At 63.5% G+C, this 24,719-nt stretch carries 25 protein-coding genes; 17 read left to right on the forward strand and 8 right to left on the reverse strand.

The features are described from left to right. Positions 1–26: 26 nt before the first annotated feature. Positions 27–560: a phosphatidylglycerophosphatase A family protein gene (locus tag BG60_RS11125; protein ID WP_008342880.1), complete on the reverse strand. Its 534-nt coding sequence runs from the start codon at positions 558–560 to the stop codon at positions 27–29. Continuing rightward, a complete protein-coding gene (thiL, locus tag BG60_RS11130) occupies positions 550–1,539 on the reverse strand; it encodes a thiamine-phosphate kinase (protein WP_034471490.1) in 990 nt (329 codons plus the stop codon). The genes BG60_RS11125 and thiL overlap by 11 nt, the downstream gene beginning before the upstream one ends. 242 nt (positions 1,540–1,781) lie before the next feature. Here thiL and BG60_RS11135 point away from each other — a divergent pair, with 242 nt between their 5' ends. The 4 genes from BG60_RS11135 to BG60_RS11145 all read left to right on the forward strand — a co-directional run bounded on the left by BG60_RS11135 (position 1,782) and on the right by BG60_RS11145 (position 5,548). After that, the gene (locus BG60_RS11135; RefSeq protein ID WP_008342878.1) at positions 1,782–4,076 is read left to right on the forward strand and encodes an NADP-dependent malic enzyme; all 2,295 of its coding nucleotides are present in this window, start codon (positions 1,782–1,784) and stop codon (positions 4,074–4,076) included. A 70-nt stretch (positions 4,077–4,146) separates the two neighbouring features. Next, on the forward strand, positions 4,147–4,329 hold the full coding sequence (locus tag BG60_RS39325) for a hypothetical protein (protein WP_206540326.1): 183 nt from the start codon (positions 4,147–4,149) through the stop codon (positions 4,327–4,329). A gap of 156 nt (positions 4,330–4,485) precedes the next feature. Then, a complete protein-coding gene (locus tag BG60_RS11140) occupies positions 4,486–4,980 on the forward strand; it encodes a guanyl-specific ribonuclease (RefSeq protein ID WP_033537314.1) in 495 nt (164 codons plus the stop codon). A 4-nt stretch (positions 4,981–4,984) separates the two neighbouring features. After that, complete coding sequence (locus BG60_RS11145; protein WP_008342876.1) at positions 4,985–5,548, forward strand: barstar family protein; 564 nt, start codon at positions 4,985–4,987, stop codon at positions 5,546–5,548. Positions 5,549–5,613: 65 nt separating this feature from the next. Here the strand turns inward: BG60_RS11145 and BG60_RS11150 are convergent, their stop codons facing one another. Together BG60_RS11150 and BG60_RS11155 are read right to left on the reverse strand one after the other, a co-directional pair. Then, the gene (locus tag BG60_RS11150) at positions 5,614–6,351 is read right to left on the reverse strand and encodes a 16S rRNA (uracil(1498)-N(3))-methyltransferase (RefSeq protein ID WP_008342875.1); all 738 of its coding nucleotides are present in this window, start codon (positions 6,349–6,351) and stop codon (positions 5,614–5,616) included. A 53-nt stretch (positions 6,352–6,404) separates the two neighbouring features. Then, positions 6,405–6,818, reverse strand: coding sequence for a VOC family protein (locus BG60_RS11155; protein ID WP_008342874.1), 414 nt, complete (start codon positions 6,816–6,818; stop codon positions 6,405–6,407). A gap of 432 nt (positions 6,819–7,250) precedes the next feature. Between BG60_RS11155 and tkt the strand changes: the two genes are divergently transcribed. Together tkt and gap are read left to right on the forward strand one after the other, a co-directional pair. Further along, positions 7,251–9,305 (forward strand): transketolase, encoded by a 2,055-nt coding sequence (gene tkt / locus BG60_RS11160; RefSeq protein WP_008342873.1) that lies wholly within the window; start codon positions 7,251–7,253, stop codon positions 9,303–9,305. A gap of 47 nt (positions 9,306–9,352) precedes the next feature. Beyond that, the gene (gene gap / locus BG60_RS11165) at positions 9,353–10,363 is read left to right on the forward strand and encodes a type I glyceraldehyde-3-phosphate dehydrogenase (RefSeq protein WP_008342872.1); all 1,011 of its coding nucleotides are present in this window, start codon (positions 9,353–9,355) and stop codon (positions 10,361–10,363) included. 53 nt (positions 10,364–10,416) lie between these two features. Here gap and BG60_RS11170 read toward each other — a convergent pair whose 3' ends face one another. Continuing rightward, the gene (locus BG60_RS11170; protein ID WP_034471690.1) at positions 10,417–11,112 is read right to left on the reverse strand and encodes a FadR/GntR family transcriptional regulator; all 696 of its coding nucleotides are present in this window, start codon (positions 11,110–11,112) and stop codon (positions 10,417–10,419) included. A 228-nt stretch (positions 11,113–11,340) separates the two neighbouring features. Here BG60_RS11170 and BG60_RS11175 point away from each other — a divergent pair, with 228 nt between their 5' ends. Both BG60_RS11175 and BG60_RS11180 read left to right on the forward strand, forming a co-directional pair. Continuing rightward, on the forward strand, positions 11,341–12,669 hold the full coding sequence (locus tag BG60_RS11175; RefSeq protein WP_034471492.1) for a C4-dicarboxylate transporter DctA: 1,329 nt from the start codon (positions 11,341–11,343) through the stop codon (positions 12,667–12,669). Positions 12,670–12,748: 79 nt separating this feature from the next. Next, positions 12,749–13,258, forward strand: coding sequence for an ureidoglycolate lyase (locus BG60_RS11180; protein ID WP_008342867.1), 510 nt, complete (start codon positions 12,749–12,751; stop codon positions 13,256–13,258). Positions 13,259–13,399: 141 nt separating this feature from the next. Here BG60_RS11180 and fur read toward each other — a convergent pair whose 3' ends face one another. Beyond that, a complete protein-coding gene (fur, locus tag BG60_RS11185) occupies positions 13,400–13,828 on the reverse strand; it encodes a ferric iron uptake transcriptional regulator (RefSeq protein WP_008342866.1) in 429 nt (142 codons plus the stop codon). Positions 13,829–14,022: 194 nt separating this feature from the next. Here fur and BG60_RS11190 point away from each other — a divergent pair, with 194 nt between their 5' ends. The 9 genes from BG60_RS11190 to BG60_RS11230 all read left to right on the forward strand — a co-directional run bounded on the left by BG60_RS11190 (position 14,023) and on the right by BG60_RS11230 (position 23,152). Further along, the gene (locus BG60_RS11190) at positions 14,023–14,823 is read left to right on the forward strand and encodes an outer membrane protein assembly factor BamE (protein ID WP_033537302.1); all 801 of its coding nucleotides are present in this window, start codon (positions 14,023–14,025) and stop codon (positions 14,821–14,823) included. 118 nt (positions 14,824–14,941) lie between these two features. Next, positions 14,942–15,739: a 4-hydroxy-tetrahydrodipicolinate reductase gene (gene dapB, locus BG60_RS11195; RefSeq protein WP_008342862.1), complete on the forward strand. Its 798-nt coding sequence runs from the start codon at positions 14,942–14,944 to the stop codon at positions 15,737–15,739. 6 nt (positions 15,740–15,745) lie between these two features. Continuing rightward, positions 15,746–16,411: a MotA/TolQ/ExbB proton channel family protein gene (locus BG60_RS11200; RefSeq protein ID WP_008342860.1), complete on the forward strand. Its 666-nt coding sequence runs from the start codon at positions 15,746–15,748 to the stop codon at positions 16,409–16,411. Between the two features lie 10 nt (positions 16,412–16,421). After that, positions 16,422–16,862 carry an ExbD/TolR family protein gene (locus tag BG60_RS11205; protein WP_034471494.1) on the forward strand — a complete coding sequence of 147 codons (441 nt, stop codon included), beginning with the start codon at positions 16,422–16,424 and terminating at the stop codon, positions 16,860–16,862. Between the two features lie 190 nt (positions 16,863–17,052). Next, entirely contained in the window at positions 17,053–19,647 is a 2,595-nt protein-coding gene (gene leuS, locus BG60_RS11210) for a leucine--tRNA ligase (protein WP_034471496.1), read from the forward strand. A 92-nt stretch (positions 19,648–19,739) separates the two neighbouring features. Continuing rightward, the gene (locus BG60_RS11215) at positions 19,740–20,249 is read left to right on the forward strand and encodes an LPS-assembly lipoprotein LptE (protein WP_409014118.1); all 510 of its coding nucleotides are present in this window, start codon (positions 19,740–19,742) and stop codon (positions 20,247–20,249) included. A gap of 22 nt (positions 20,250–20,271) precedes the next feature. Then, a complete protein-coding gene (holA, locus tag BG60_RS11220; RefSeq protein ID WP_034471499.1) occupies positions 20,272–21,363 on the forward strand; it encodes a DNA polymerase III subunit delta in 1,092 nt (363 codons plus the stop codon). Positions 21,364–21,451: 88 nt separating this feature from the next. Then, positions 21,452–22,723, forward strand: coding sequence for a glutamate-5-semialdehyde dehydrogenase (locus BG60_RS11225; protein ID WP_034471502.1), 1,272 nt, complete (start codon positions 21,452–21,454; stop codon positions 22,721–22,723). Positions 22,724–22,735: 12 nt separating this feature from the next. Next, on the forward strand, positions 22,736–23,152 hold the full coding sequence (locus BG60_RS11230) for a CopD family protein (RefSeq protein ID WP_008342849.1): 417 nt from the start codon (positions 22,736–22,738) through the stop codon (positions 23,150–23,152). On the opposite strand, the gene BG60_RS11235 is transcribed toward BG60_RS11230, so the two are convergent. Continuing rightward, positions 23,139–23,384: a hypothetical protein gene (locus BG60_RS11235; protein ID WP_034471504.1), complete on the reverse strand. Its 246-nt coding sequence runs from the start codon at positions 23,382–23,384 to the stop codon at positions 23,139–23,141. The genes BG60_RS11230 and BG60_RS11235 overlap by 14 nt on opposite strands. Positions 23,385–23,823: 439 nt before the next feature. Next, on the reverse strand, positions 23,824–24,663 hold the full coding sequence (locus tag BG60_RS11240; protein WP_034471506.1) for a MurR/RpiR family transcriptional regulator: 840 nt from the start codon (positions 24,661–24,663) through the stop codon (positions 23,824–23,826). Positions 24,664–24,719: the final 56 nt, after the last annotated feature.

A 24,719-nucleotide genomic window follows, 5' to 3' on the forward strand; every position in this document is an offset into this window, starting at 1 on the left:
GCGGTGGTCCCGATGGATGGAAAAAATCAGAGGGTCATGCGCCAGAGCGCGATCACGAGCAGCGTGAAGAACGCCGCGACAAGATCATCGAACATGATGCCGAAACCGCCTTTCAACCGGCGATCGAAATACCGGATGGGCGGCGGCTTCACCATGTCGAAGAAGCGGAACACGACGAACGCCCACAATTGTCCGGTGAAGGTCGCGGGCGTGACGAGCAGCAGCACGAGCCAGAACGCGACGATCTCGTCCCACACGACCGGCGACGGATCGTTGGTGCCCATTTTCTTGGCCGTGAAGCCGGTGAACCAGCATCCCGCAATGAAGCCGGCGACGATCAGCGCGCCCCATTCCGCGACCGTCAGATGCGGATTGAACACGACGAACGACACCCATGCGAATAACGTGCCGACCGTGCCCGGCACGATGGGAGACAGTCCGCTGCCGAAGCCGAGCGAAAGAATATGAAGCGGATGGTCGAGCATGAAGCGCGCGCTCGCCCGGCGCGGCTTGCTGCGCGGCGCGGCCGGGTCGCCCGCTAGCGTGGGGTCAGTCTGCATGGAAATGATCGAAGCCTTGCAACGTCAGGGAGAGCGGGGCGCCCGACGCATCGCGCCAGGCGATTGCGGGCGCACCGGATGACTCGATTGTACCGATGCGCGTCAGCGGCACTTTCACGTCCGTCGCGATCTTGGCGAGCGCGTCGCGGGCATCGATGGGCGCGGTGAAGCAGAGCTCGTAGTCGTCGCCGCCCGCGAGCGTGCATTGTCGGCGCGCGGTTTCGGGCAGCGCGCGCACGGCATCGGAGCACGGCACGGCATCGGCATCGACGACCGCGCGCACGCCCGAACGCTTCAGGAGGTGCATGAGATCGCCCGCGAGGCCATCGGAGATATCGAGCGCCGCGTGCGCCACGCCGCGCAACGCCATGCCCAACGCGACGCGCGGTTCCGGGCGCTCCAGCGCGCGCCGCCAGGCGGAAGCTTCCGGCGCGGACCACTCGCCGCGAATCGCGCCGAGGCCCGCGCGCGCGTCGCCCAAGGTGCCGGATACGTAGATGTCGTCGCCGGGACGCGCCGCATCGCGACGCAATGCCGCACCCTGCGGCACGTCGCCGAACACCGTGATGCAGATGTTGAGCGGCCCGCTCGTCGTATCGCCGCCGACGAGCGCGCAATCGTGACGTTCCGCGAGCGCGAAGAGACCGTTGCTGAACGCTTCGAGCCAGGCTTCGTCGGCGCGCGGCAACGCGAGCGCGAGCGTGAACGCGTGCGGCTTCGCGCCCATCGCGGCGAGATCGGACAGGTTCACCGCGAGCGCCTTGTGACCGAGCGCGTACGGATCGACATCGGGAAAGAAGTGGCGTCCTTCGACCAGCATGTCCGTCGAAATGGCGAGCTGATGGCCAACCGGCGGCGCGATAAGCGCGCAGTCGTCGCCGATGCCGAGCGGCTTCGCGGCCTCCTCGTCATGACGCGGGGAAGGCGCCGTCGCGCGGCGTGCAAAGAAACGGTCGATCAGTGAAAACTCGGAGAGCATGCGTCGGCGCTTGAGGTTGATTGTTGCAATGCACGATGAAAAACACAGCGCGCCGAAACCGGCGCCGCATCTGGAAAACACTCGGCCGATGCCCGCGAAGGCTTGCCGGACGGACCGACCAGACGTTTTCCAGTCATGGCACTTGTAGCCGAAATGCATGGAGCGCGGTCCGAAACCGCGACTGATTGGCGCTACAATGCGTTCGAACTTCCATTCTAATTCCCGCACTGCTAGCCCGCCTTATGACGACTGACGCCAATACCAAGTTGCGCGAAGCTGCGCTCGACTATCACGAATTTCCGGTTCCCGGGAAGATCGCGATCGCCCCCACCAAGCAGATGATCAACCAGCGCGACCTCGCGCTGGCTTACTCGCCGGGCGTCGCGTTCGCGTGTGAAGCGATCGTCGAAGATCCGCTGAACGCCGCGCGCTTCACCGCGCGCAGCAATCTCGTCGGCGTCGTCAGCAATGGCACGGCCGTGCTGGGCCTCGGCAACATCGGGCCGCTCGCATCGAAGCCGGTGATGGAAGGCAAGGCCGTGCTCTTCAAGAAGTTCGCCGGCATCGACGTGTTCGATATCGAGCTGAACGAAAGCGATCCGCACAAGCTCGTCGACGTGATCGCCGCGCTCGAGCCGACTTTCGGCGGCATCAATCTGGAAGACATCAAGGCGCCGGACTGCTTCATCGTCGAACGCGAATGCCGCAAGCGCATGAAAATTCCCGTCTTCCACGACGATCAGCACGGCACGGCCATCGTCGTCGCGGCGGCGATCACGAACGGTCTGAAGGTGGTCGGCAAGAACATCGGCGAAGTGAAGCTGGTCGCGTCGGGCGCGGGCGCGGCGGCGCTGGCGTGCCTGAATCTGCTCGTCGATCTCGGCATGAAGCGCGAGAACATTTTCGTGACGGATCTGGCCGGCGTCGTCTACAAGGGCCGCACGGAGCTGATGGACCCGGACAAGGAGCTCTTCGCGCGCGAAACGAGCGCGCGCACGCTCGCCGAAGTGATCGAAGGCGCGGACGTGTTCCTCGGGCTTTCGGCCGGCGGCGTGCTCAAGCAGGACATGGTCAAGCAGATGGCCGCGAAGCCGCTGATTCTCGCGCTCGCGAATCCGACGCCGGAAATCCTGCCGGAACTCGCGCTCGAAGTGCGCCCGGACGCCGTGCTCGCCACCGGCCGCACGGATTATCCGAACCAGGTCAACAACGTTCTGTGCTTCCCGTTCATCTTCCGCGGCGCGCTCGATGTCGGCGCGACCGTCATCACGAAGGAAATGGAAATCGCTGCGGTGAACGCCATCGCGGAACTGGCGCGTCAGGAGCAGAGCGATATCGTCGCGACGGCTTATGGCATTCAGGATTTGTCGTTCGGCCCGGAATATCTGATTCCGAAGCCTTTCGATCCGCGTCTCATCGTGAAGATCGCGCCGGCCGTCGCGAAGGCGGCGATGGACAGCGGCGTGGCGACGCGTCCGATCGAGGACATGGAAGCGTACGAGCAGCATCTGCAGCAGTTCGTCTATCACAGCGGCACGACGATGAAGCCCGTGTTCCAGCTCGCGCGCAGCGTCGAGCCGGAGAAGAAGCGCATCGTGTTCGCGGAGGGCGAGGAAGAGCGCGTGCTGCGCGCGGTGCAGATCGCCGTCGATGAAAAGATCGCGAAGCCGATTCTCATCGGCCGTCCGGCGGTCATCCAGCAACGCATCCAGAAATTCGGCCTGCGTCTCGCGCCGGGCGTCGATTTCTCCGTGGTCGATACGGACCACGACGAGCGCTATCGCGATTTCTGGCAGACGTACGCGAAGATGATGGCGCGCAAAGGCATCAGCCAGCAGATGGCAAAGCTCGAAATGCGCCGCCGCACGACGCTGATCGGCGCGATGCTCGTGCAGAAGGGCGAAGCCGACGGCATGATCTGCGGCACGGTGAGCACGACGCATCGTCATCTGCACTTCATCGATCAGGTGATCGGAAAGAAGGAAGGCGCGAACGTGTACGCGGCAATGAACGCGCTCGTGCTGCCGGGGCGTCAGATTTTCATCGTCGATACGCACGTGAACGTCGATCCGACGCCCGAGCAGCTCGCCGAAATCACGATGCTCGCGGCGGAAGAAGTGAAGCGCTTCGGCATCGTGCCGAAGATCGCGCTCCTGTCGCATTCGAACTTCGGCACGAGCAACGCGCCGACCGCGCAGAAGATGCGCGACGTGCTCGCGATCCTCAAGGAACGCGCGCCCGATCTCGACGTCGACGGCGAAATGCACGGCGACGTGGCGCTCGATGCGCGTCTGCGCAAGGAAGTGCTGCCCGAATCGACGCTCGAAGGCGACGCGAACCTGCTGATCCTGCCGAACATCGACGCGGCGAACATCTCGTACAACCTGCTGAAGACGGCGGCGGGAAGCGGCATCGCGATCGGGCCGATCCTGCTCGGCGCGGCGAAGCCGGTTCACGTGCTCACTTCATCGGCGACGGTGCGGCGAATCGTCAACATGACGGCATTGCTGGTGGCGGATGCATCGGCGGCGCGCTGATCGCGGCTTGCTTTGACCAAGAACGCGGCGGGCTTTCCCGCCGCTTTTTTTGCGCAAAAAAAAGCGTGCCGTGGACACACGGCACGCCGCGAAAAAAGCAAAGGAGTGTTTGCTTTACACGCAAAAAGCGGGATCGAACGGCAAGCGCGATCCCGCGAAGCTGGCGACGAGTGAGGCGGCTCGTCCAACGCTTCAGATCCACCGAGCAAATTATTATCCTGACTGGGATAAAAATCTCTCAGATTTCGGCTAATTCTTCGGATGATTACGTCATCAGAATTTGCGGGATCGCTCCAAACTGCGAAAAAATTTCCGATTTTCGGGCGAACGTTGCTTCGCCGTGTCATTAGCGATACCCTTACATCTTTCACGGTCGTGAATTCTGGTGTAACGCGAGGACAACCGTTTGGTGACACGCGCGAGGGCTCTTTCGTTTTTCGTCGCCTTGAGCGTCTTGTTGGGCGCGTGCGGCAAGGATGAACCTCGAAGCGGCGTTCAGGAGATGGTTGCTTCGGCGAGTCCGGCGCCCGTCTCGCCGGCCGAACCGGTCCGTGAAGCGCAGGTGCGGCAACCGCAAGCGACCGGCGAGCAGGAGCGCGACGGGCTGGCCACCGTCTACATTGCGCAGTTGCCCAAGCAGGCGGTCGCAACCTTGCGGCTGATCGAAGCGGGCGGCCCTTTCCCTTTCGAGAAGGACGGCGTCGTGTTCGGCAATCGCGAGCGTTTGCTTCCGCGGCATCCACGCGGCTACTACCACGAATACACCGTTCCCACGCCTCGCGCGCGGGATCGCGGCGCGCGCCGGATCGTGTGTGGCGGTCCGAAGAAGAAGCTCGACGATTGCTACTACACGGACGACCACTACGCCAGTTTCAAACGCATTGCGGATCAACTACGGGATTAACGGCATGAGCGACAACATCTACGCGCACGACCACAGCGTCGCGGGTGATCTTTTCGCCACCGGCGATGGCAACCTGTTCCAGCGAGTATTGCGGCTACGCATGACAGAACACGACAACAGACCCGACGACGAGACCAGGCCCGAGGAGCTCCATCCGCAAGAGGATTCGGAATCGCTGTTCGCAACCGTGCGGCCGAACATCGTGCAGTCGATTCGCGCGTTCCGGGTGCAGGATCTCGCGGACGAAGCGAACCGCCTCGGCCAGCATTTCCTGTACGCGTATCTCGGCCATGCGCAGAGCAAACAGGAAGTGCTCGAGACTATCGCTCTTTCGTTTCTCTTTCCCAAACACTTCGGCAAGAACTACGACGCGCTTTACGATTCGCTCACCGATCTCGTTCACAAGGCGGGCTCGCAACCGGGTTTCGTGATCGTGCTGGAACAACTGCCGATCGCGCAGAAGTTCGACAAGGAAGGCCGCGAAGTGCTGCTGGACGTATTCCGCGACGCGGCGGAATTCTGGGCGGAAAGGAAAGTGGCTTTCCGCGTGTTCTATTCGTTCGTCTGAGCATTCGAACCAAGGCCGGCGCAAAGCAGGAAAATAGCCCGATGGGTTTCCATGGGGCTATTTTTTTACCAGCCGCCCCAGCGCGCGGCCAGCGCCGCCAACACCGCAATGCCCGCCGTCTCCGTGCGCAGCACGCGCGGGCCGAGCCCGAGCGTGGAAAAACCCGCATCGACGATCGCGGTTTCTTCCGCGGGCGAAAAACCCGCTTCCGGCCCGATCAGCAAAGTGACGGGACTCGCCGGCGGATCGACGGGCAACGATGCGAAGCTGACTTCGGCGCGCGGCGAGAGAAGGAGGCGCAGTTCGCCGTCGATGGCGGCGGGCAGGTCGGCGAGCCAGGCGCCGAGATCGCGCGGCGGCGCAACCTCGGGCACGCGATTGCGCCCGCATTGCTCGCACGCCGCGCGCGTGAGCGCCTGCCAGTGCGCCTGACGACGCAATGCGCGCTCGCCGGCGAGACGCACGACGCCGCGCTCGGCCGTGATCGGCGCAATGCCCGAGACGCCGAGTTCCACCGCCTTCTCGATGAGCCAGTCCATCTTGTCGCCGCCCGCGACGCCTTGTGCGAGCGTCACGCGATACGGCGGCTCGGCTTCGCGATCGCTGTGTTCGTCGATGCGCGCGGTCGCCGCGCGTTTGGCGATATCGACGAGCTCGCCGCGATATTCGCCGCCGCGGCCATCGAAGAGTGTGATTGCATCGCCCGTTTGCAGACGCAGGACGTGCACATGACGCACGACGTCATCCGGAAGGGCGAAGGTTTGGCCTGCGCAGAGCGGGCCGTCGACATGAAAACGTGGCATGAGTGATTGATCGCGGACTCGGCCGTCCGCGGATAGTGAGAATGCCTGCGCGCTCAGCGCAGATGCCGCGCGATCGCCCAGCGATAGCCGTCCGGATCTTCGATCTGCGCGAAGCGGTCGCCCCAGAACTGATCCTGCGGCTCGATGAGCGCCTTCGCGCCGACTGCGAGCGCCTGATGGAACGTGGCGTCGACGTCATCGACGTATAAATAGAAGGACTGCGGCGCCATTTGCCCCGCGCTCTTCGGCGTGCGCGCCTGCGAACCGTACGCGCCTTCGGGCGCGAACATCACGATCAACTGCCCGCGATACGTCATCTCGACATGGATGACCGTGCCGTCGTCGTTGACGCTGTCGCGCACCGCGAAGCCTAGCGCTTTTTCATAAAACGCAATGCTCACGCGTGCGTCGCGCACGGTGAGATACGGAGTCAGCCAGGGCACGTCGGCGGGGCGAGGGTCGGTCATCGAAAGCACTCCTTGAAGCCTTGCTGCTGCACATTGGGAAGCATTTTGCCATGAAGCCGTACGATCAATGGACCGGCAAGGAACCTGCGCGATACGCCGCGCGCCGGACGGATTTCGCCAGATGAACGTCCGTTGACCGCGCGCGTTACCGTGTAAGGTCACGGATTGTCATGCTGCCGTGACAGTGCGGCGACGCGTGAAGTGCACGGAACATGCCCGCGCCCGGGACGTCCGGACGCACCGGATTTGCGCCCTTACAGACGCGTGTCAATCGGACCGGTCTGTTAGAATGATGGGCTTCCGATCCTCGTCGTTTCTCGTCGTTTCCAAGTCGTTCCGGTCCTGAAAACGTGGTGTGTGCGGGTCCGGCCCGAGTGAGAAGTACTGCAAGAGAAGCACCGCGGATCATTTCAGCACCTGCCCAGACTCGACATGACGATCCCGACCTCCAGCCAGACCGCCCTCATGGCCAACGCAATCCGCGCGCTCGCCATGGACGCCGTTCAACAAGCCAACTCCGGCCATCCCGGCATGCCGATGGGCATGGCGGAAATCGGCGTCGCGCTGTGGTCGCGCCATCTGAAGCACAATCCCGCGAATCCGCACTGGTTCGATCGCGACCGTTTCGTGTTGTCGAACGGTCACGGCTCGATGTTGCTGTATTCGCTGCTGCACCTCACCGGCTACGACCTGCCGATGAGCGAGCTCAAGAACTTCCGTCAACTGCATTCGAAGACGCCGGGCCATCCGGAATACGGCATCACGGCCGGCGTCGAGACGACCACGGGCCCGCTCGGCCAGGGCGTCGGCAATGCGGTCGGCATGGCGCTCGCCGAGGCGCTGCTCGCCGCCGAATTCAACAAGGCTGACGCGAAGATCGTCGATCACTACACGTACGTGTTCCTTGGCGACGGCTGCCTGATGGAAGGCATTTCGCACGAAGCCTGCTCGCTCGCGGGCACGCTCAAGCTCAACAAGCTGATCGCGCTGTACGACGACAACGGCATTTCCATCGACGGCCACGTCGAGCACTGGTTCCACGACGACACGCCGAAGCGCTTCGAAGCGTATGGCTGGAACGTGGTCCGCGCCGTGGACGGCCACAACGTCGATGCAGTCGATGCCGCTATCGCCGCCGCGAAGAAGTCGGACAAGCCGACGCTGATCTGCTGCCGCACGGTCATCGGCAAGGGCGCGCCGACGAAGGCGGGCGGTCACGACGCGCACGGCGCGCCGCTCGGCGACAAGGAAATCGCGGCGACGCGCGCGGCGATCGGCTGGAACTACGGTCCGTTCGAAATTCCGCAGGAAGTGTATGCGGCGTGGGACGCGAAGGAACAAGGCACGCACGCCGAAGCGGAATGGAACAAGGCGTTCGACGCCTATCGCGCGAAGTACGCGTCGGAAGCGAGCGAATTCACGCGCCGCATGAGCGGCGAGCTGCCGGCGAACTGGGCCGAAGCGGCCGCGAAGATCATCGAGGACGCGAATCAGAAGGCCGAAACTATCGCGACGCGCAAGGCCTCGCAGAACGCCATCGAAGGGCTGGCCGCGGCACTGCCGGAACTGCTCGGCGGCTCGGCCGACCTGACCGGCTCGAACCTCACCAACTGGAAGGCTTCCAAAGCCGTTCGCGCCGCAGGCGACGCTGAAAACGCGAATCCGGAACACGCGGGCATCCAGTGGGGCAATCACATCAACTACGGCGTGCGCGAGTTCGGCATGTCGGCTGCGATCAACGGCATCGCGCTGCATGGCGGCTATCGTCCGTTCGGCGGCACGTTCCTGACGTTCTCGGACTACAGCCGCAACGCGCTGCGCGTCGCCGCGCTGATGAAGTCGCGCTCGATCTTTGTGTTCACGCACGATTCCATCGGTCTCGGCGAAGACGGTCCGACGCACCAGTCGATCGAACATGTGTCGAGCCTGCGCCTGATCCCGAATCTGCAGACGTGGCGTCCGGCCGATACGGTGGAAACGGCGGTCGCGTGGACGCATTCGATCGCGCACAACGGCCCGTCGACGCTGATTTTCAGCCGCCAGAACCTGCAATTCTCTCCGCGCAACGACATTCAGATCGCCAACATCGCGAAGGGCGGCTACGTACTGCGCGACTGGAACGACGATATCCCCGCGCGCAAGATCATCCTCATCGCGACCGGCTCGGAAGTGCAGCTCGCGATGCAAGCCGTCGAGGCGCTGGCGAAGGAAGGCATCGGCGCGCGCGTCGTGTCGATGCCGTGCACGAACGTCTTCGACAAGCAGGACGCCGAGTATCGTGAGCGCGTGCTGCCGAAGGGCGTGGCGCGCGTGGCGATCGAAGCGGGCGTGACGGATTTCTGGCGCAAGTATGTGGGCCTCGAAGGCGGCGTGGTCGGCATCGACACGTTCGGCGAGTCGGCTCCGGCGGGCGCGCTGTTCAAGCATTTCGGCTTCACGGTGGAGCATGTTGTCGCGACGGCGAAGGCCGTCCTCGCCGCGCAGTAAAATTCGCGGTCAGCGAAGCAGGTTTTTTTAAGCCAAGGAGATAGACCATGACGATTCGCGTTGCAATCAACGGCTATGGCCGTATCGGCCGCAACACGCTGCGCGCCCTCTATGAAAACGGCAAGAAGCACGACATCGAGATCGTCGCCATCAACGACCTCGGCGATGCCAAGACCAACGCGCACCTGACGCAGTACGACACGGCGCACGGCAAGTTCCCGGGCGAAGTGTCGGTCGACGGCGATTACCTCGTCGTCAACGGCGACAAGATCCGCGTTCTGGCGAACCGCAACCCGGCCGAACTGCCGTGGGGCGAGCTGAAGGTCGACGTGGTGATGGAGTGCACCGGCTTCTTCACGACGAAGGAAAAGGCGAGCGCGCACATCAAGGGCGGCGCGAAGAAGGTCATCATCTCGGCGCCGGGCGGCAAGGACGTCGACGCGACCATCGTGTACGGCGTGAATCACAACGTGCTGAAGGCGTCGGACACGGTCATCTCGAACGCATCGTGCACGACGAACTGCCTCGCGCCGCTCGTGAAGCCGTTGAACGACAAGATCGGCCTGGTGAACGGTCTGATGACCACGATCCACGCGTACACGAACGACCAGGTTCTGACGGACGTGTACCACGAAGACCTGCGCCGCGCGCGCTCGGCCACGCACAGCCAGATCCCGACGAAGACGGGCGCTGCTTCGGCCGTCGGCCTCGTGCTGCCCGAGCTGAACGGCAAGCTGGATGGCTACGCGATCCGCGTCCCGACGATCAACGTGTCGGTCGTCGATCTGTCGTTCATCGCCGCGCGCGATACGACGGTCGAAGAGATCAACAAGATCATGAAGGAAGCGTCGGAAGGCGAACTGAAGGGCGTGCTCGGCTACAACGATGCGCCGCTGGTCTCGATCGACTACAACCACAACCCGGCTTCGTCGACGTTCGATTCGACGCTCACGAAGGTGTCGGGCCGTCTCGTGAAGGTGTCGAGCTGGTACGACAACGAATGGGGCTTCTCGAACCGCATGCTGGATACGGCGGTCGCCCTCGCGAACGCGAAGTAAGTTTCAGCCTGCTGAAACGACAAAGCCGCTCTTCGGAGCGGCTTTTTTTCGCCTCAAGCTTTGCTCGGAACGGGAAAATGCACGCCCGCGCGCTGCGCCGCGTTGACGATGTGACCTTCGATCGCGCGGCCGGCCTTCTCGCCGTCGCGCGCCTTCAGAGCCTCGATGATGACCGCGTGTTCGTGATACGTCGATAAAACCAGTTCGCGCCGATAGAACGGCAGCCGCTGGCTCTCCTTCATGATGTCGGCGCTGCCGCGCAGGATCGATTCGATCGCCGCATTGCCCGCGAGACTGACGATACGCATGTGAAACGCGAAGTCGAGTTGCGCGGCTTCTTCCAGCGCCGATTCCGTCAACGCGGCGTGCAGCGAGTCAAGATTGTCGTCGAGCCAGTCGATGTCCGCGTCGCCGATCGAATGCGCCGCGAGCCGCGCGACGAATCCCTCCAGCGCGAAGCGCATCTGATAGGTGTCGGGCAGCGACGCCTGATCCGCGAAGCGCCACGGATGTGCGTTGCTTGCCTGCGCACTGCTCACATACACGCCTTTGCCGGGCCGGATATGCAGCATGCCGAGCGCTTCGAGCGTCGAGAGCGCCTCGCGTAGCGACGCCCGGCTAATCGCCAATTCTTCCGATAGCTGCCGCTGCGCCGGAAGCAGACTCCCGACCGGATACATGCTCGATTCGATGCGCTCGCGAATGGTCGCGATGGCGGCGTCGGTCACGGTATGCGGGACGTTTTTCATACGAAGAAAACTGAATTGGCCGGTCTGACCGCCATTGTATGCGCGTGCCGTGCGCACGTGTGAACGACCGTGTCGCGGCCATTTCCGTACCCGGCCGGAACAGGGTAAACCGCTACCAATGCTTCCTTGACGGCTCTATATCGGCTTCCTAATATTCCCCATCACAGCACTGGTCCGACCAGTCGGAACAGTTGCTTTGGTCCCGAGACATTACACGAGGAGACGGTCGTGTCGAGATTTCTGAATTCGCTGTTCGGCAGGGTGATGATCGCGCTGGTCATCGGCGTGGTGGTCGGCGCGCTGTTTCCGCATTTCGGCCAGTCGTTGCGGCCTTTGGGCGACGGTTTCCTGAAGCTCATCAAGATGGTGATCGGACCGATCGTGTTCTGCGTCGTCGTGAGCGGCATGGCGAGCGCGGGCGATCTGAAGAAAGTGGGACGCGTCGGACTGAAGGCGGTCGTCTACTTCGAGATCATGACGACGCTCGCACTTGTCATCGGCGCGCTGCTCGCATGGTTCACGCGGCCGGGCGTCGGCATGAACATCGATCTGCACTCGCTCAATGCCGCGTCGCTCGCGACCTACACGGAGCACGCAAAAAGCCTGAAGGACACCGCGGGCTTCCTGTTGAAGATCATCCCCGACACCGCGATCGACGCTTTCGCCAAAGGCGACATCCTGCAAGTGCTCGTGTTCGCGATCTTGTTCGGCTCGGCGCTCTCGATGCTCGGCGAAAAGGCACAGCGCGTGACGATTTTCATCGACGAGCTGTCGCATGTGTTTTTCCGCATCATGGCGTTCATCATCAAGCTCGCGCCGCTCGGCGTGCTCGGCGCGATCGCCTTCACGACCGGCCAGTACGGCGTCGCGTCGCTCAAGCAGCTCGGCCTGCTCGTGGTTGTGTTCTACGCGAGCTGCTTCCTGTTCGTGTTCGTCGTGCTGGGTATCGTGATGCGCCTCGCGGGCTTCTCGATCTTCAAGCTCGTGCGCTATCTGCGCGAGGAATTGTCGATCGTGCTCGGCACCGCGTCGTCGGATGCCGTGCTGCCGCAGATCATGCGCAAGCTCGAATGGATGGGGGTGAAGGATTCGACCGTCGGTCTCGTGATTCCGACCGGCTACTCGTTCAACCTTGACGGCTTCTCGATCTATCTCACGCTCGCGGTGATCTTCATCGCGCAGGCGACCAACACGCCGCTGTCGATGCATGACCTGATCGTCGTCGTGCTCGTGTCGCTGGTGACGTCGAAGGGCGCGCACGGCATTCCCGGCTCCGCGATCGTGATTCTCGCCGCGACGCTCTCCGCCATTCCCGCCATTCCCGTGCTCGGCCTCGTGCTGATCCTGCCGGTCGACTGGTTCGTCGGCATCGCGCGCGCGGTGACGAATCTGATCGGCAACTGCGTGGCGACGGTGGTCGTCGGCGTCTGGGAGAACGACATCGACCGGGCGCGCGCCAAACGCGTGCTAGATCAGGACGCCGAGTATCGCTTCGTGCCCGCCGCGCCGCAATCGGAGCAAGGCGCGCACGGCAACGAACACGCACACGCGATCTGATTCGACGCAACCCGGGCATTGAAATGACCGACTGTCGCGACACGCACCTCGCGGAATCGCGCATCTTCGGAGGAATCGAATGAAAACATTGACGCTCGAACCCCTCACGCGCGAAGCCTTCGCCCCGTTCGGCGATGTCATCGAACTCGAAGGCGCGCGTCATTTCCCGATCAACGCGGGCACGACCGAGCGCTTTCACGATCTCGCGAACGTGGAAGTCGGCTTCGAAAGCGGAGGGCGGCCGCTTATCAACGTGTTTCGCGGCCAGCCGCGCCCGCAGCCGGTCGTGGTTTCGATGATGGAGCGCCATCCGCTCGGCAGTCAGGCTTTCGTGCCGCTCGCGGACGTGCGCTATCTCGTGGTTGTCGCGCCTGCGGGCGAGTTCGATGCGGCTGGTCTGCGGGCCTTTTACGCGCGCGGCTGGCAGGGCGTGAACTATGCGCGCGGCGTGTGGCATCACCCGCTGATCGTGCTCGACGAGCCGGGCGATTTCATCGTCGTCGATCGCGGCGGCGACTTGCCGAATTGCGACGAAATTGACCTCCCCGAACGTTATGCGCTGATCGAAGCGGCCGCGCGCGCAGCTTGATACAACATGCCGTAATCGAAATGCAATTGCGAATCGATAGCATGCGCATAACATGAAACGTACGGGCGAAACGAAACCGCCGTCCATCGCGAGATGAACGGCGGTTTTTTCATCCGCGCGCCCAAGAGCGGCGCGCGAACCTCAATGCTTGCGGTGCGGGCAGTTTTCCTTCGTGCATGCGCCGTACAGCGCGAGCGCATGCTCGTGGAGCTTGAAACCGCGTTCCTTCGCGATCGATTGCTGACGGCGTTCGATCTCCGCATCGAAGAACTCTTCGACCCGGCCGCAGTCGATGCACACGAGGTGATCGTGGTGCGATCCCTCGTTGAGCTCGAAGACGGCCTTGCCCGATTCGAAATTGCTTCGCGACAGCAGGCCGGCTTGCTCGAACTGCGTGAGCACGCGATAAACCGTCGCAAGACCGATATCGAGCTCTTCGTTGAGCAGGCTTCGATACACGTCTTCAGCGGTCAGATGGCGCACCGGACTGTGCTGGAAAATTTCGAGAATCTTGAGGCGGGGCAGGGTCGCCTTGAGCCCGATATTCTTGAGATCGGCGGGATTGGTCATGGCTAGGCATCCCTAGAGTACAATTCAAGGTTCTCATAGTAATGCGTTTTGCCGAATCCTGACATCCCAAGTGGCGTCAAGGCGTCAAGGTGAATTAGCTGAATGAGGGCCGAAATGAGTGCGGCCTTGAAGCGCCTCGCGTGAAAGGTGAAATGTTTTCCAAATATTTATCGAATTGCAGGGAGAGCCGTCGCATGCGGGGAACCGTAATAGCAGCAACCTTGGCCGCATTGCTCGCCGGCTGCTCGACGTACGACAGCGTCACGCAGAAAATCGCGCAAAGCATCACGCCGTACCGGATCACGGTTGTGCAAGGCAATTTCGTTTCGGCGGAAGCCGCGGCGCAGATGCAGGTCGGCATGTCGCGTGATCAGGTGAAGCAACTCCTCGGCACGCCGCTTCTGACGGACATGTTCCACGCCGATCGCTGGGACTACGTGTTCTATTTCAAGCGTGGGTCGACATCCGTCGTTCAGCAGCGTGACTTCGTCGTCAACTTCGCGAGCGATCGCGTCGTGAGCTGGTCGGGCGGCGAGAATCTGCCGTCGAACCTCGAACTGCTCGCCGAAATCGACGGCGACAAGGGCGTCAAGGTCGCAAAGCCTGCGACGCCGGCGGCGGCATCCGCGCCGGTGGCGTCGACCGCGGCGGTGACAGCGCCGGTCGGCGAGCCGTCGACGCAACCGAATACGGCAGCGGCATTTGCCGGCGATGCGAACCAGGAAGCCGCGCAGGCCGCGAACCGCGCAACGGCGCAAGTCGAAATGCCGACGGGGCGTCAGCGCTCCTCGGCGTTCAGCAGCGCGCCGACGAGCTCGGGCGGCGCGCCGGGTTCCACCAACAGTTCCGGCAGCAACTCGCAGATTCAGCTGCAGCGCCGCCCGCAGACGATCAACATTCCGGACAGCAGCGCGGTCGGTCCGGCGGGTTCGTCGCCGGCTCCGGCCAACGCAAGCGGCCAGGCGCAGTTCTATCTGCCGCAGCAAAGCCAGTAAGCAGTTCAGCCGCTCGAGGACGAAGCCGCGCCATGCGTCGACGCGGCGCCGCTTCATCCGCACAGCCCATTCGCATCATCCGTCGCGCGTGCCGCGCGCGATTCAACACGAGACTGCCATGAAGATCGCCATTGCCGGCGCGTCGGGCCGCATGGGCCGGATGCTGATCGAAACCGTCCTCAACGAGCCCGAAGCGCAACTCGCCGGCGCCCTCGACCGCCCCGGCGCGCCGCAGCTCGGACAGGACGCGGGCGCGTTCCTCGGCAAGACCACGGGTGTGTTGCTGACGGACGACATCGAGCGCGTGTTCGCCGACGCCGACGCCCTCATCGACTTCACGCGTCCCGAAGGCACGATGGCGCATCTGGAAGCGGCGCTGCGGCACAACGTGAAGATGATCGTCGGCACGACCGGCTTTTCGGACGAGCAAAAGGCGCAACTGAAGCAGGCGGGCGAGAAGATCGGCGTCGTGTTCGCGCCGAACATGAGCGTCGGCGTGAACGTCACGTTGAAGCTGCTCGAATTCGCCGCGAAGCATTTCGCGACCGGCTACGACATCGAGATCATCGAGGCGCACCATCGTCATAAGGTGGATGCGCCGTCGGGCACCGCGCTCGGCATGGGCGAAGTGATCGCCAAGGCGCTCGGCCGCGATCTGAAGGACTGCGCCGTGTACGCGCGCGAAGGCGTGACCGGCGAGCGCGATCCGTCGACGATCGGCTTTTCCGCGATTCGCGGCGGCGATATCGTCGGCGATCACACGGTGCTCTTCGCGGGCATCGGCGAGCGCATCGAAATCACGCACAAGTCGGCGAGCCGTCTGTCGTACGCGCAGGGCGCGCTGCGCGCCGCGCGTTTCCTCGAAGGGCACGACAAGGGCTTCTTCGACATGCAGGACGTACTCGGCCTGCGCTGATTTTTTATGGCAGCAACGGGCGTCATTCATTACCTTCAATCCGGCGATGCCGTGACGCACGCGGTCGCGGGTCTGCTGCTCGCCATGTCGCTCGCGAGCTGGTGTTTCCTGCTTGTGAAGGCGTGGATTCTGGCGCGCGCCAAGTGGCAAGGTCCGCGCGCATTGCAGCGTTTCTGGCAGGCGCCGAGTTTGAAGGATGGCATCGGCGCATTGCAGCGCGCGGATCGCGAGCGTGTGTTTCTGCCACTCGCTGAAGCCGCGTGGCGCGCTTCGGAAGCTGAAATGCCCGGCGCGATGCTCGCCCGCGTCGAGCGCAGCGAGCGCGTGTTGCGCGCGCTGCGTCATGCGTTGCAGCGTTCGCAACGAAGGCTCGAATTCGGTCAGGTTCTGCTCGCATCGGTGGGGAGCACGGCGCCTTTCGTCGGCTTGCTCGGCACCGTCTGGGGCATTTATCACGCGCTGTCGAACATCGCGTCGAGCGGTCAGGCGATGATCGAAAACGTCGCCGGGCCGGTCGGCGAGGCGCTCATCATGACGGCATTCGGTCTCGTCGTCGCGATTCCCGCCGTGCTCGCGTACAACATTCTTGGGCGCTACGTGCGGCAGATTTCCGAGGAACTCGACGGATTCGCGCACGATCTGCATGCGTTCGTGTGCGGTCCGGCCGAATAGGAGCGCGGCGATGGCCTTCGGCGGACTCGACAAGAAGACGAACGGTGCGCCGATGGCGGACATCAACATGACGCCGCTCATCGACGTCATGCTCGTGCTGCTCGTCATCTTCATCATCACCGCGCCGCTTTTCACGCACGCGATCCGGCTCGATTTGCCGAAAGTCTCGTCGCAGCCCGCGCGCGAGACGCCGCAAACCGTCACGCTGTCCATCGACGACGCCGGCAAGCTCTTCTGGAACGACACGCCCGTCACTTTCGATCAGATGCGCGCGCGTTTCGCCGACGCGGGCAAGCGCGCGCAGAAGCCGGAACTGCATCTGCGTGCGTCGAGCGCGACGCGCTACGACGTCATCGCGCAGGTAATGGGCGCGGCGCAGCAGGCCGGTCTGGAGCGCATCGGCTTCGTCACGCAGCCCGCGAAACCGCAGCAGCCAGCGCCCGCGCAATAAGCGCGCGAACCGGCGCGCATCGAACGGTATAATCGCGATTTCCCCGTTCGGCGGGCCTTGGCCCGAGCCAGCAGGCCCGAATTCCGACGCCGCGTGGCAGCAATGCCGCAGCGCCCGGCCTCGTTGCCCGAATCGATAGCGGCGAGTCCCAAAGTCCGTTCCCAGCATTTGCCGAAAGCCAAACCACACCATGCACGATAAATACGCACCCGCCGACGTCGAATCCGCCGCGCAGAGCAACTGGCGCGCGAACGACGTCTACCGGACGACCGAGACGTCGGCCAAGCCCAAGTTCTATTGCGTCTCGATGCTGCCGTATCCGTCGGGCAAGCTGCACATGGGTCACGTGCGCAACTACACCATCAACGACGTGATGTACCGTTACTTGCGCATGAACGGCCACAACACGCTGATGCCGATGGGCTGGGACGCGTTCGGCATGCCCGCCGAAAACGCGGCGATGGCGAACAACGTGCCGCCGGCGAAGTGGACGTACGAGAACATCGCGTACATGAAGAAGCAGATGCAGTCGATGGGCCTCGCCATCGACTGGTCGCGCGAAGTCGCCACCTGCTCGCCGGATTACTACAAGTGGAACCAGTGGCTGTTCCTGAAGATGCTGGAAAAGGGCATCGCGTACAAGAAGACGGGCACGGTCAACTGGGATCCGGTCGATCAGACCGTGCTCGCCAACGAGCAGGTCATCGACGGGCGCGGCTGGCGCTCGGGCGCGCTCGTCGAAAAGCGCGAAATCCCGATGTACTACCTGCGCATCACCGATTACGCGGATCAACTGCTCGACGATCTCGACGGCCTCGGCTGGCCCGAGCGCGTCAAGATCATGCAGCAGAACTGGATTGGCAAGAGCTTCGGCGTGAACTTCGGCTTCCCGTATGAAATCGACGGCGAAGCGAAACTGTTGCGCGTATTCACCACGCGCGCCGACACGATCATGGGCGTCACGTTCGCGGCGGTCGCGGCGGAGCATCCGCTCGCCACGCGCCTCGCGCGCGACAACGCCGATCTCCAGGCGTTCATCGACGAATGCAAGCGCGGTGGCGTGGCCGAAGCCGATGTCGCGACGATGGAAAAGAAGGGCGTGCCGACCGGCTTCTTCGTCACGCATCCGCTGACGGGCGCACAAGTCGAAGTGTGGATCGGCAATTACGTGCTGATGTCCTACGGCGAAGGCGCGGTGATGGGCGTGCCGGCGCACGACGAGCGCGATTTCGCGTTCGCGAAGAAGTACAAGCTGCCGATCAAGCAGGTGATCGATGTCGAGGGCAAGACGTACTCGACCGACGCCTGGCAAGAATGGTACGGCGACAAGACCGCGGGCAGGCTCATCAACAGCGGCAAGTACGACGGCCTGACGACGGAAGAAGCCATCGACGCGATCGCCGCCGATCTCAAGGCGAAGAACCTCGGCGACAAGCAGGTCACCTGGCGTTTGCGCGACTGGGGCATCTCGCGCCAGCGCTACTGGGGCACGCCGATTCCGATCATCCATTGCCCGTCGTGCGGCGACGTGCCGGTGCCGGAGAAAGATCTGCCGGTCGTGCTGCCGGAAGACCTCGTGCCGGACGGCTCGGGCAACCCGCTCGCGAAGTCGGAAGCGTTCGTGAACTGCACGTGCCCGAAGTGCGGCGCGGCGGCGAAGCGCGAAACCGACACGATGGACACCTTCGTCGATTCGTCCTGGTACTTCTCGCGCTACACCGCGCCGGACGCGCCGACGATGGTCGACGAGCGCACCGATTACTGGATGCCGATGGATCAGTACATCGGCGGCATCGAGCACGCGATTCTGCACCTCTTGTACTCGCGCTTCTGGACCAAGGTCATGCGCGACATGGGCCTCATCAAGTTCAGCGAGCCCGCGAAGAATCTGCTCACGCAGGGCATGGTGCTGAATGAAACGTTCTATCGCGAGGACGCGAGCGGCAAGAAGACTTGGTACAACCCGCTCGAAGTCACGGTCACGCACGATGAAAAGGGCCGCCCGACGGGCGCGACGCTGAACGCGGACGGCAAGCCGGTCGTGCTCGGCGGCGTCGAGAAGATGTCGAAGTCGAAGAACAACGGCGTCGATCCGCAAACGCTGATCGATCAGTACGGCGCCGACACGGCCCGTCTTTTCGTGATGTTCGCCGCACCGCCCGAGCAGTCGCTCGAATGGTCGGGCGCGGGCGTCGAAGGCGCGAGCCGCTTCCTGCGCCGCGTGTGGCACTTCGCGCATGACAACGCCGATGCGCTGCGTCAGCACGCGAAGCTCGACGCATCGAAACTCGGCGACGCCGAGAAGACCTTGCGCCGCGAAATCTATACCGTGCTGAAGCAGGCCGATTTCGACTACGGCCGTCTGCAGTACAACACGGTCGTGTCCGCCGCCATGAAGATGCTCAACGCGGTCGAAGGCGCGAAGAACGTCGGCGCCGGCGTGCTGAACGAAACCTTCGGCGTGCTGTTGCGCGTGCTGTATCCGGTCGTGCCGCACATCACGTTCCAGTTGTGGTCGGAACTCGGCTACGAGAAGGAATTCGGCCCGCTCCTCGACGCGCCCTGGCCGAAGGTCGACGAAGCCGCGCTCGAGCAGTCGGAAATCGAGCTGGTGCTGCAGGTCAACGGCAAGGTACGCGGCGCGCTGACGGTCGCGAAGGAGGCATCGCGCGAAGACATCGAAAAGGCCGCGATCGCGCACGAAATGTTCGAGAAGTTCGCCGAAGGCCGCACACCGAAGAAGGTGATCGTGGTGCCGGGGCGTCTCGTCAACGTGGTCGTCTGATGCGCACAACCAAGGGAGTGGATGTGACCGGCAAAGTCAGCGCGAGCAGGCGCTCGTTTCTCTCGTTCGTCCCGCTCCTCGGCGGCGCGGCGATGCTGTCCGCGTGCGGCTTCCAGCTTCGCGGCCAGCAGGACTACGCGTTCAAGCGGCTCGCGATCACCGGCGGCACGCCGCAGATGGTCGCGCGCCTCGAGCGCATGGTTCAGGGCGGCAGCGACACCGTGATCGTCAAACCGTTCGAGAAGCCGGACGCGACGCTCAATCTGAACGAAGGCCAGGGCATGCGCACGTTGAGCCTGAACGCGCAGGGCGTGATTCAGGAATACGAGCTCGTCTTCTCGCTGAACTACACACTGCTCGGCGCCGACGGCACGTTACTGATTCCGCCGAGCACCATCGCGCTAAATCGCTCGATGACATACAGCGATCAATACACGCTCGCGAAATCGCAGGAAGCGACGCTGCTCTACAACGACATGCGCAACGACGCCGTCGATCAGCTGACGCGCCGTCTCGCGACCGTGCGTTCGCTGCATCCGGCGCCGGGCGAGCAGACACCGGGCGTCTCGCCGCGCGCGCCGCTGCCGGTGCCGCCGCTTTGATCGGCCGGGTTCGCTTGGCATCATGCAACTGAAGCTCGACGCGCTCGAAGCGCATCTCGCCAAAGGCCTGAAAGGGCTGTACGTCGTCTACGGCGACGAGCATCTGCTCGCGCAGGAAGCGTGCGACCGCATTCGGGCAACGGCGCGCGCGGCGGGCTTCACCGATCGCACGGTGTTCACGGTCGAGCGTGGATTCGACTGGAGCGCGCTCATCGGCGCAACGCAGTCGATGTCGCTGTTCGGCGACCGTCAACTGATCGAACTGCGCATTCCGACTGGCAAGCCCGGCAAGGAAGGCGCCGAAGCGCTGAAGACGCTCGCCGACGCCGATAACCCGGACGTCGTGACACTCGTCACGCTGCCGCGTCTCGACGGCGCGACGCAGAAATCCGGCTGGTTCACGGCGTTGCTGGGCGCGGGCGTCGCGTTGAAGGTCGATCCGATCGAGCGCGCGCAGTTGCCCATGTGGGTCGGCCAGCGCCTCGCGCAGCAAGGCCAGCGTGTCGCCCCGGGCGAGGAAGGGCGGCGCGCGCTGTCGTTCATCGCGGAACGCGTGGAAGGCAATTTGCTCGCCGCGCATCAGGAAATCCAGAAGCTCGGGCTGCTGTATCCCGAGGGCGTGCTCACGTTCGAGCAGATTCACGACGCGGTGCTGAACGTCGCGCGCTACGACGTGTTCAAACTCAACGAAGCGATGCTGACGGGCGATGTCGGCCGTCTCGCGCGCATGCTCGACGGCCTCAAAGGCGAAGGCGAGACGGCAGTGCTCGTGCTGTGGGCGCTCGTCGAGGAAGTTCGCACGCTGCTGCGCATCAAGCGCGGCGTCGCATCGGGCAAGCCGCTCGCGACACTCATGCGCGAGAACCGCGTCTGGGGCCCGCGCGAACGGCTGATCGGCCCGGCGCTCTCGCGCGTGACGGACGAGGCGCTGGAAAAGGCGCTGTCGCTGGCGGCGCGGCTGGATCGGCAGGTGAAGGGACTGTCGGGCAGCACCGGCAAGCGCGGCAGCGAGCCGCCGCCGGATCCGTGGGCCGGCATGTTCGAACTGGCGATGGCCGTCGCGCACGGCGGCAAGACGGCGCAGCCCGCGCCAGCGCCACGACCGCGTCGCTAGAACGCTTCCGTCACGCGCTGTTGCAATCTGTGCAACAGCTTAGAATGAACTTTTCGACGCGCGCAGCGCCGACGCAACGAGACCCACGATGAACATCGATCAATACATGACCGACCTCGGCCGCCGCGCCCGCAAGGCGTCGCGCGCGATGGCGCGGGCGTCGACGGCGGCGAAGAACGCGGCGCTCATCAAGGTGGCCGACGCCATCGAGCGCGAGCGCGAAGCGCTCAAGGAAGCGAATGCGCGCGATCTCGCCCGCGCGCGCGAAAAGGGTCACGACGCGGCGTTCATCGACCGCCTGACGCTTTCGGACAAGGCGCTGAACACGATGGTCGAAGGCTTGCGTCAGGTCGCCGGGCTGGCCGATCCGATCGGCGAGATCAGCGGGCTCAAGTTCCGTCCGAGCGGCATTCAGGTCGGGCAGATGCGCGTGCCGCTCGGCGTGATCGGCATCATCTATGAATCGCGGCCCAACGTGACCATCGACGCCGCCGCGCTCTGTCTCAAATCCGGCAACGCGACCATTCTGCGCGGTGGCTCCGAGGCGCTCGAATGCAACATGGCGCTCGCGAAGCTGATCGGCGTCGGGCTCGAAGCGGCGGGCTTGCCGCAGGACGCGGTGCAGGTCATCGAGACGGCGGATCGCGCGGCGGTCGGCAAGCTCATCACGATGACCGAATTCGTCGACGTTATCGTGCCGCGCGGCGGCAAGAGCCTGATCGCGCGCCTGATGGAAGAAGCGCGCGTGCCGATGATCAAGCATCTCGACGGCATCTGCCACGTCTACGTCGACGATCGCGCCGATCTCGCGAAAGCAGCGGCCATTTGCGACAACGCGAAGACGCATCGTTACGGCACCTGCAACACGATGGAAACGCTGCTCGTCGCGCGCGGCATCGCGAACGAGGCGCTGCCGCAACTCGCGCGCGCGTTCCAGGCGAAGGACGTCGAGTTGCGCGTCGATGGGCAAGCGCGCGCCGTGCTCGAAGCGGCGCAGGTCGGCTCGCTCGTCGACGCGACCGAAGAAGACTGGAGCACGGAATATCTGGCGCCGGTGCTAGCGATCAAGGTCGTCGGCGATCTCGACGAGGCGATCGAGCACATCAACACGTACGGCTCGCACCACACGGACGCCATCGTCACCGAAGACCACGACCGCGCGATGCGCTTCCTGCGCGAAGTCGATTCGGCGAGCGTGATGGTCAACGCATCGACGCGTTTCGCGGACGGCTTCGAATTCGGTCTGGGCGCGGAAATCGGCATCTCGAACGACAAGCTGCATGCGCGCGGACCGGTCGGTCTCGAAGGGCTCACGTCGCTCAAATATGTCGTGCTGGGGCGCGGCGAAGTCCGTCAATAAAAATCAGAACCGATGCTCTGGATCAAATCGCTGCATATCGTGCTCGTCGCTTCATGGTTCGCGGGGCTGTTCTATCTGCCGCGCATCTTCGTGAACCTTGCGATGGAGAAAGACCCCGCGGCCACCGCGCGCCTGCTGCTCATGGCGCGCAAGCTCTTTCGCTTCATGACGTTCATCGCCGTGCCCGCGCTCGCGTGCGGGCTGTGGCTGTGGCTCGTCGTGGGCATCGGCGCGGGGCAGGGCTGGCTGCACGCTAAGCTGACGATCGTCGTCCTGCTGATTGCCTATCACGCATATTGCGGGCGCTTGCTGCACACATTTCAGCGCGGCGAAAACAAGCGTTCGGACAAGTGGTATCGGATGTATAACGAGCTGCCGGTGCTCGGGCTGCTCGGCGCGACGCTGCTCGTCGTGATCAAGCCGTTCTGACGCGTTCCTGCTTCACCAGATCGAGGACCATTTCCCCGAACACTTCGGGACGGCCCTCGAAGAAACGCTGGACCACATTCTTCTCGAGCATGTAGCGGCGCAGCGATTCGCGTTCTTCGTGATTGTTCGCGAGCCTGACCGCCGCTTCGATATATTCCTCGACCGTGTCCGCGACCAGCCAGCCGGGCATGTACGCGCGCATGAACATGGCGCCGTCGATGCGCTCGAACACTTCCCTTCCTGATACCGATATTAATCTCTGCGGTTGGCTTCTTCGCCGGATAGTCGACTGGCTCCATCGCGGGCGACGGCCGATGGGGCTGGCCATCTTTCGGAAGTTTCAATAGCTTTTCGCTGAAACATGCCAGATCGCCGACGTAATCGGCGGGAGCCGCATGTTCGACACGTTGATCGCCAGCAACGACATGCCCACGCTCCGCATGTGGAGACGTCGGGGTGTATCGATCATGTCAGCGTGGAAGACCGCAGGTAATGATTGCATGCGCACAGCGGCGCGAGCGCTTCGTCCGGCTTTCCGCCATAAACACAGATTTCAAAGCGCTCGACAGTGAAGGAACAGTCCACGTTGCATGGTCCTGCAAGACATCGGGTTGGTGGGGAGAATAGGCGATCCATCGCCCTTCATTCGACGTCGAAGCGAACTTCGCCGTCTACGCACCCACACGCCGCCCTTCGAGCACGTCCTTCGCTTCCGCAAGCTTTTCCGCCAGCGCGGGTCCGCGCGCCAGGGCAAGACCGACTGCCAAAATGTCGCCGATCGCGAGATGTGAAACGCGCGATGTCATCGGCGAAAATATGTCGGTATCTTCATCGACGTTTGCGAACAATCCGACTGTGGCGAGACGCGCGAGCGGCGAATTGCCGTGCGTGATCGCAATGACCTTCGCTCCGCCATTCAGCGCCGATCTGCACGCGTCGAGAATGTCCCGAGTGCGTCCCGTATTCGATATCGCGACGACTACATCGCCCGCACCAAGAAGCGCCGCCGAAGTGGTGTACGTGTGCGGGTCCGAGTATGCGACAGATGGCACGCCCAACCGAAAAAATTTGTGCTGCATGTCGAGCGCGGCGATGCCCGAGCCGCCCGCGCCGTAGAACTCGATGCGCCGTGCTTCCGCGAGCATCGCGATCGCGGCCGCGACACTGTCCGACGACAGGCTGTTGCGCACCGCGATCAATGCGCCGATGGTCCGGTCGAGCACCTTCGCCGCGACGCCGGCGGCCGGTTCATCTGTGCGGACGTCGCGATACACGGTAGGAACATCCGCTGCTACCCCTTGCGCCAAGCGAATCTTGAACTCGCGAAATCCCGAAAAGCCGAGCGCCTGACAGAAACGCGCAATCGTCGGCTGGCTGACGCCCGCGCGCGCGGCGAATTCGGTCATCGAAAGGTCGAGCACCTCGCGCGGCGCTTCCAGCACGTACTCAGCCAGCTTGCGCTCGGACGGACGCAGTTGCGCGCGCATCGCTTCGACTTGGGACAGCAACATCGGAATTCTCGCCTATTCTGAAAATTGCTACGGACTATAACGGATGATCGGTTTTG

It is taken from the genome of Caballeronia zhejiangensis, assembly GCF_000698575.1.
GTDB lineage: Bacteria > Pseudomonadota > Gammaproteobacteria > Burkholderiales > Burkholderiaceae > Caballeronia > Caballeronia zhejiangensis.

What these genes read in the sequence shown, in the direction of transcription:
- BG60_RS11135 (WP_008342878.1), top strand. Translation starts at nt 1,782, where the DNA reads ATGACGACTGACGCCAATACCAAGTTGCGCGAAGCTGCGCTCGACTAT.
- BG60_RS11225 (WP_034471502.1), top strand. Translation starts at nt 21,452, where the DNA reads ATGAACATCGATCAATACATGACCGACCTCGGCCGCCGCGCCCGCAAG.
- BG60_RS11155 (WP_008342874.1), bottom strand. Translation starts at nt 6,818, where the DNA reads ATGACCGACCCTCGCCCCGCCGACGTGCCCTGGCTGACTCCGTATCTC.
- BG60_RS11180 (WP_008342867.1), top strand. Translation starts at nt 12,749, where the DNA reads ATGAAAACATTGACGCTCGAACCCCTCACGCGCGAAGCCTTCGCCCCG.
- BG60_RS11145 (WP_008342876.1), top strand. Translation starts at nt 4,985, where the DNA reads ATGAGCGACAACATCTACGCGCACGACCACAGCGTCGCGGGTGATCTT.
- BG60_RS11215 (WP_409014118.1), top strand. Translation starts at nt 19,740, where the DNA reads ATGCTGTCCGCGTGCGGCTTCCAGCTTCGCGGCCAGCAGGACTACGCG.
- BG60_RS11230 (WP_008342849.1), top strand. Translation starts at nt 22,736, where the DNA reads ATGCTCTGGATCAAATCGCTGCATATCGTGCTCGTCGCTTCATGGTTC.
- tkt (WP_008342873.1), top strand. Translation starts at nt 7,251, where the DNA reads ATGACGATCCCGACCTCCAGCCAGACCGCCCTCATGGCCAACGCAATC.
- holA (WP_034471499.1), top strand. Translation starts at nt 20,272, where the DNA reads ATGCAACTGAAGCTCGACGCGCTCGAAGCGCATCTCGCCAAAGGCCTG.
- gap (WP_008342872.1), top strand. Translation starts at nt 9,353, where the DNA reads ATGACGATTCGCGTTGCAATCAACGGCTATGGCCGTATCGGCCGCAAC.
- leuS (WP_034471496.1), top strand. Translation starts at nt 17,053, where the DNA reads ATGCACGATAAATACGCACCCGCCGACGTCGAATCCGCCGCGCAGAGC.
- fur (WP_008342866.1), bottom strand. Translation starts at nt 13,828, where the DNA reads ATGACCAATCCCGCCGATCTCAAGAATATCGGGCTCAAGGCGACCCTG.
- dapB (WP_008342862.1), top strand. Translation starts at nt 14,942, where the DNA reads ATGAAGATCGCCATTGCCGGCGCGTCGGGCCGCATGGGCCGGATGCTG.
- BG60_RS11125 (WP_008342880.1), bottom strand. Translation starts at nt 560, where the DNA reads ATGCAGACTGACCCCACGCTAGCGGGCGACCCGGCCGCGCCGCGCAGC.
- BG60_RS11170 (WP_034471690.1), bottom strand. Translation starts at nt 11,112, where the DNA reads ATGAAAAACGTCCCGCATACCGTGACCGACGCCGCCATCGCGACCATT.
- BG60_RS11150 (WP_008342875.1), bottom strand. Translation starts at nt 6,351, where the DNA reads ATGCCACGTTTTCATGTCGACGGCCCGCTCTGCGCAGGCCAAACCTTC.
- thiL (WP_034471490.1), bottom strand. Translation starts at nt 1,539, where the DNA reads ATGCTCTCCGAGTTTTCACTGATCGACCGTTTCTTTGCACGCCGCGCG.
- BG60_RS11200 (WP_008342860.1), top strand. Translation starts at nt 15,746, where the DNA reads ATGGCAGCAACGGGCGTCATTCATTACCTTCAATCCGGCGATGCCGTG.
- BG60_RS11240 (WP_034471506.1), bottom strand. Translation starts at nt 24,663, where the DNA reads ATGTTGCTGTCCCAAGTCGAAGCGATGCGCGCGCAACTGCGTCCGTCC.
- BG60_RS11205 (WP_034471494.1), top strand. Translation starts at nt 16,422, where the DNA reads ATGGCCTTCGGCGGACTCGACAAGAAGACGAACGGTGCGCCGATGGCG.
- BG60_RS11190 (WP_033537302.1), top strand. Translation starts at nt 14,023, where the DNA reads ATGCGGGGAACCGTAATAGCAGCAACCTTGGCCGCATTGCTCGCCGGC.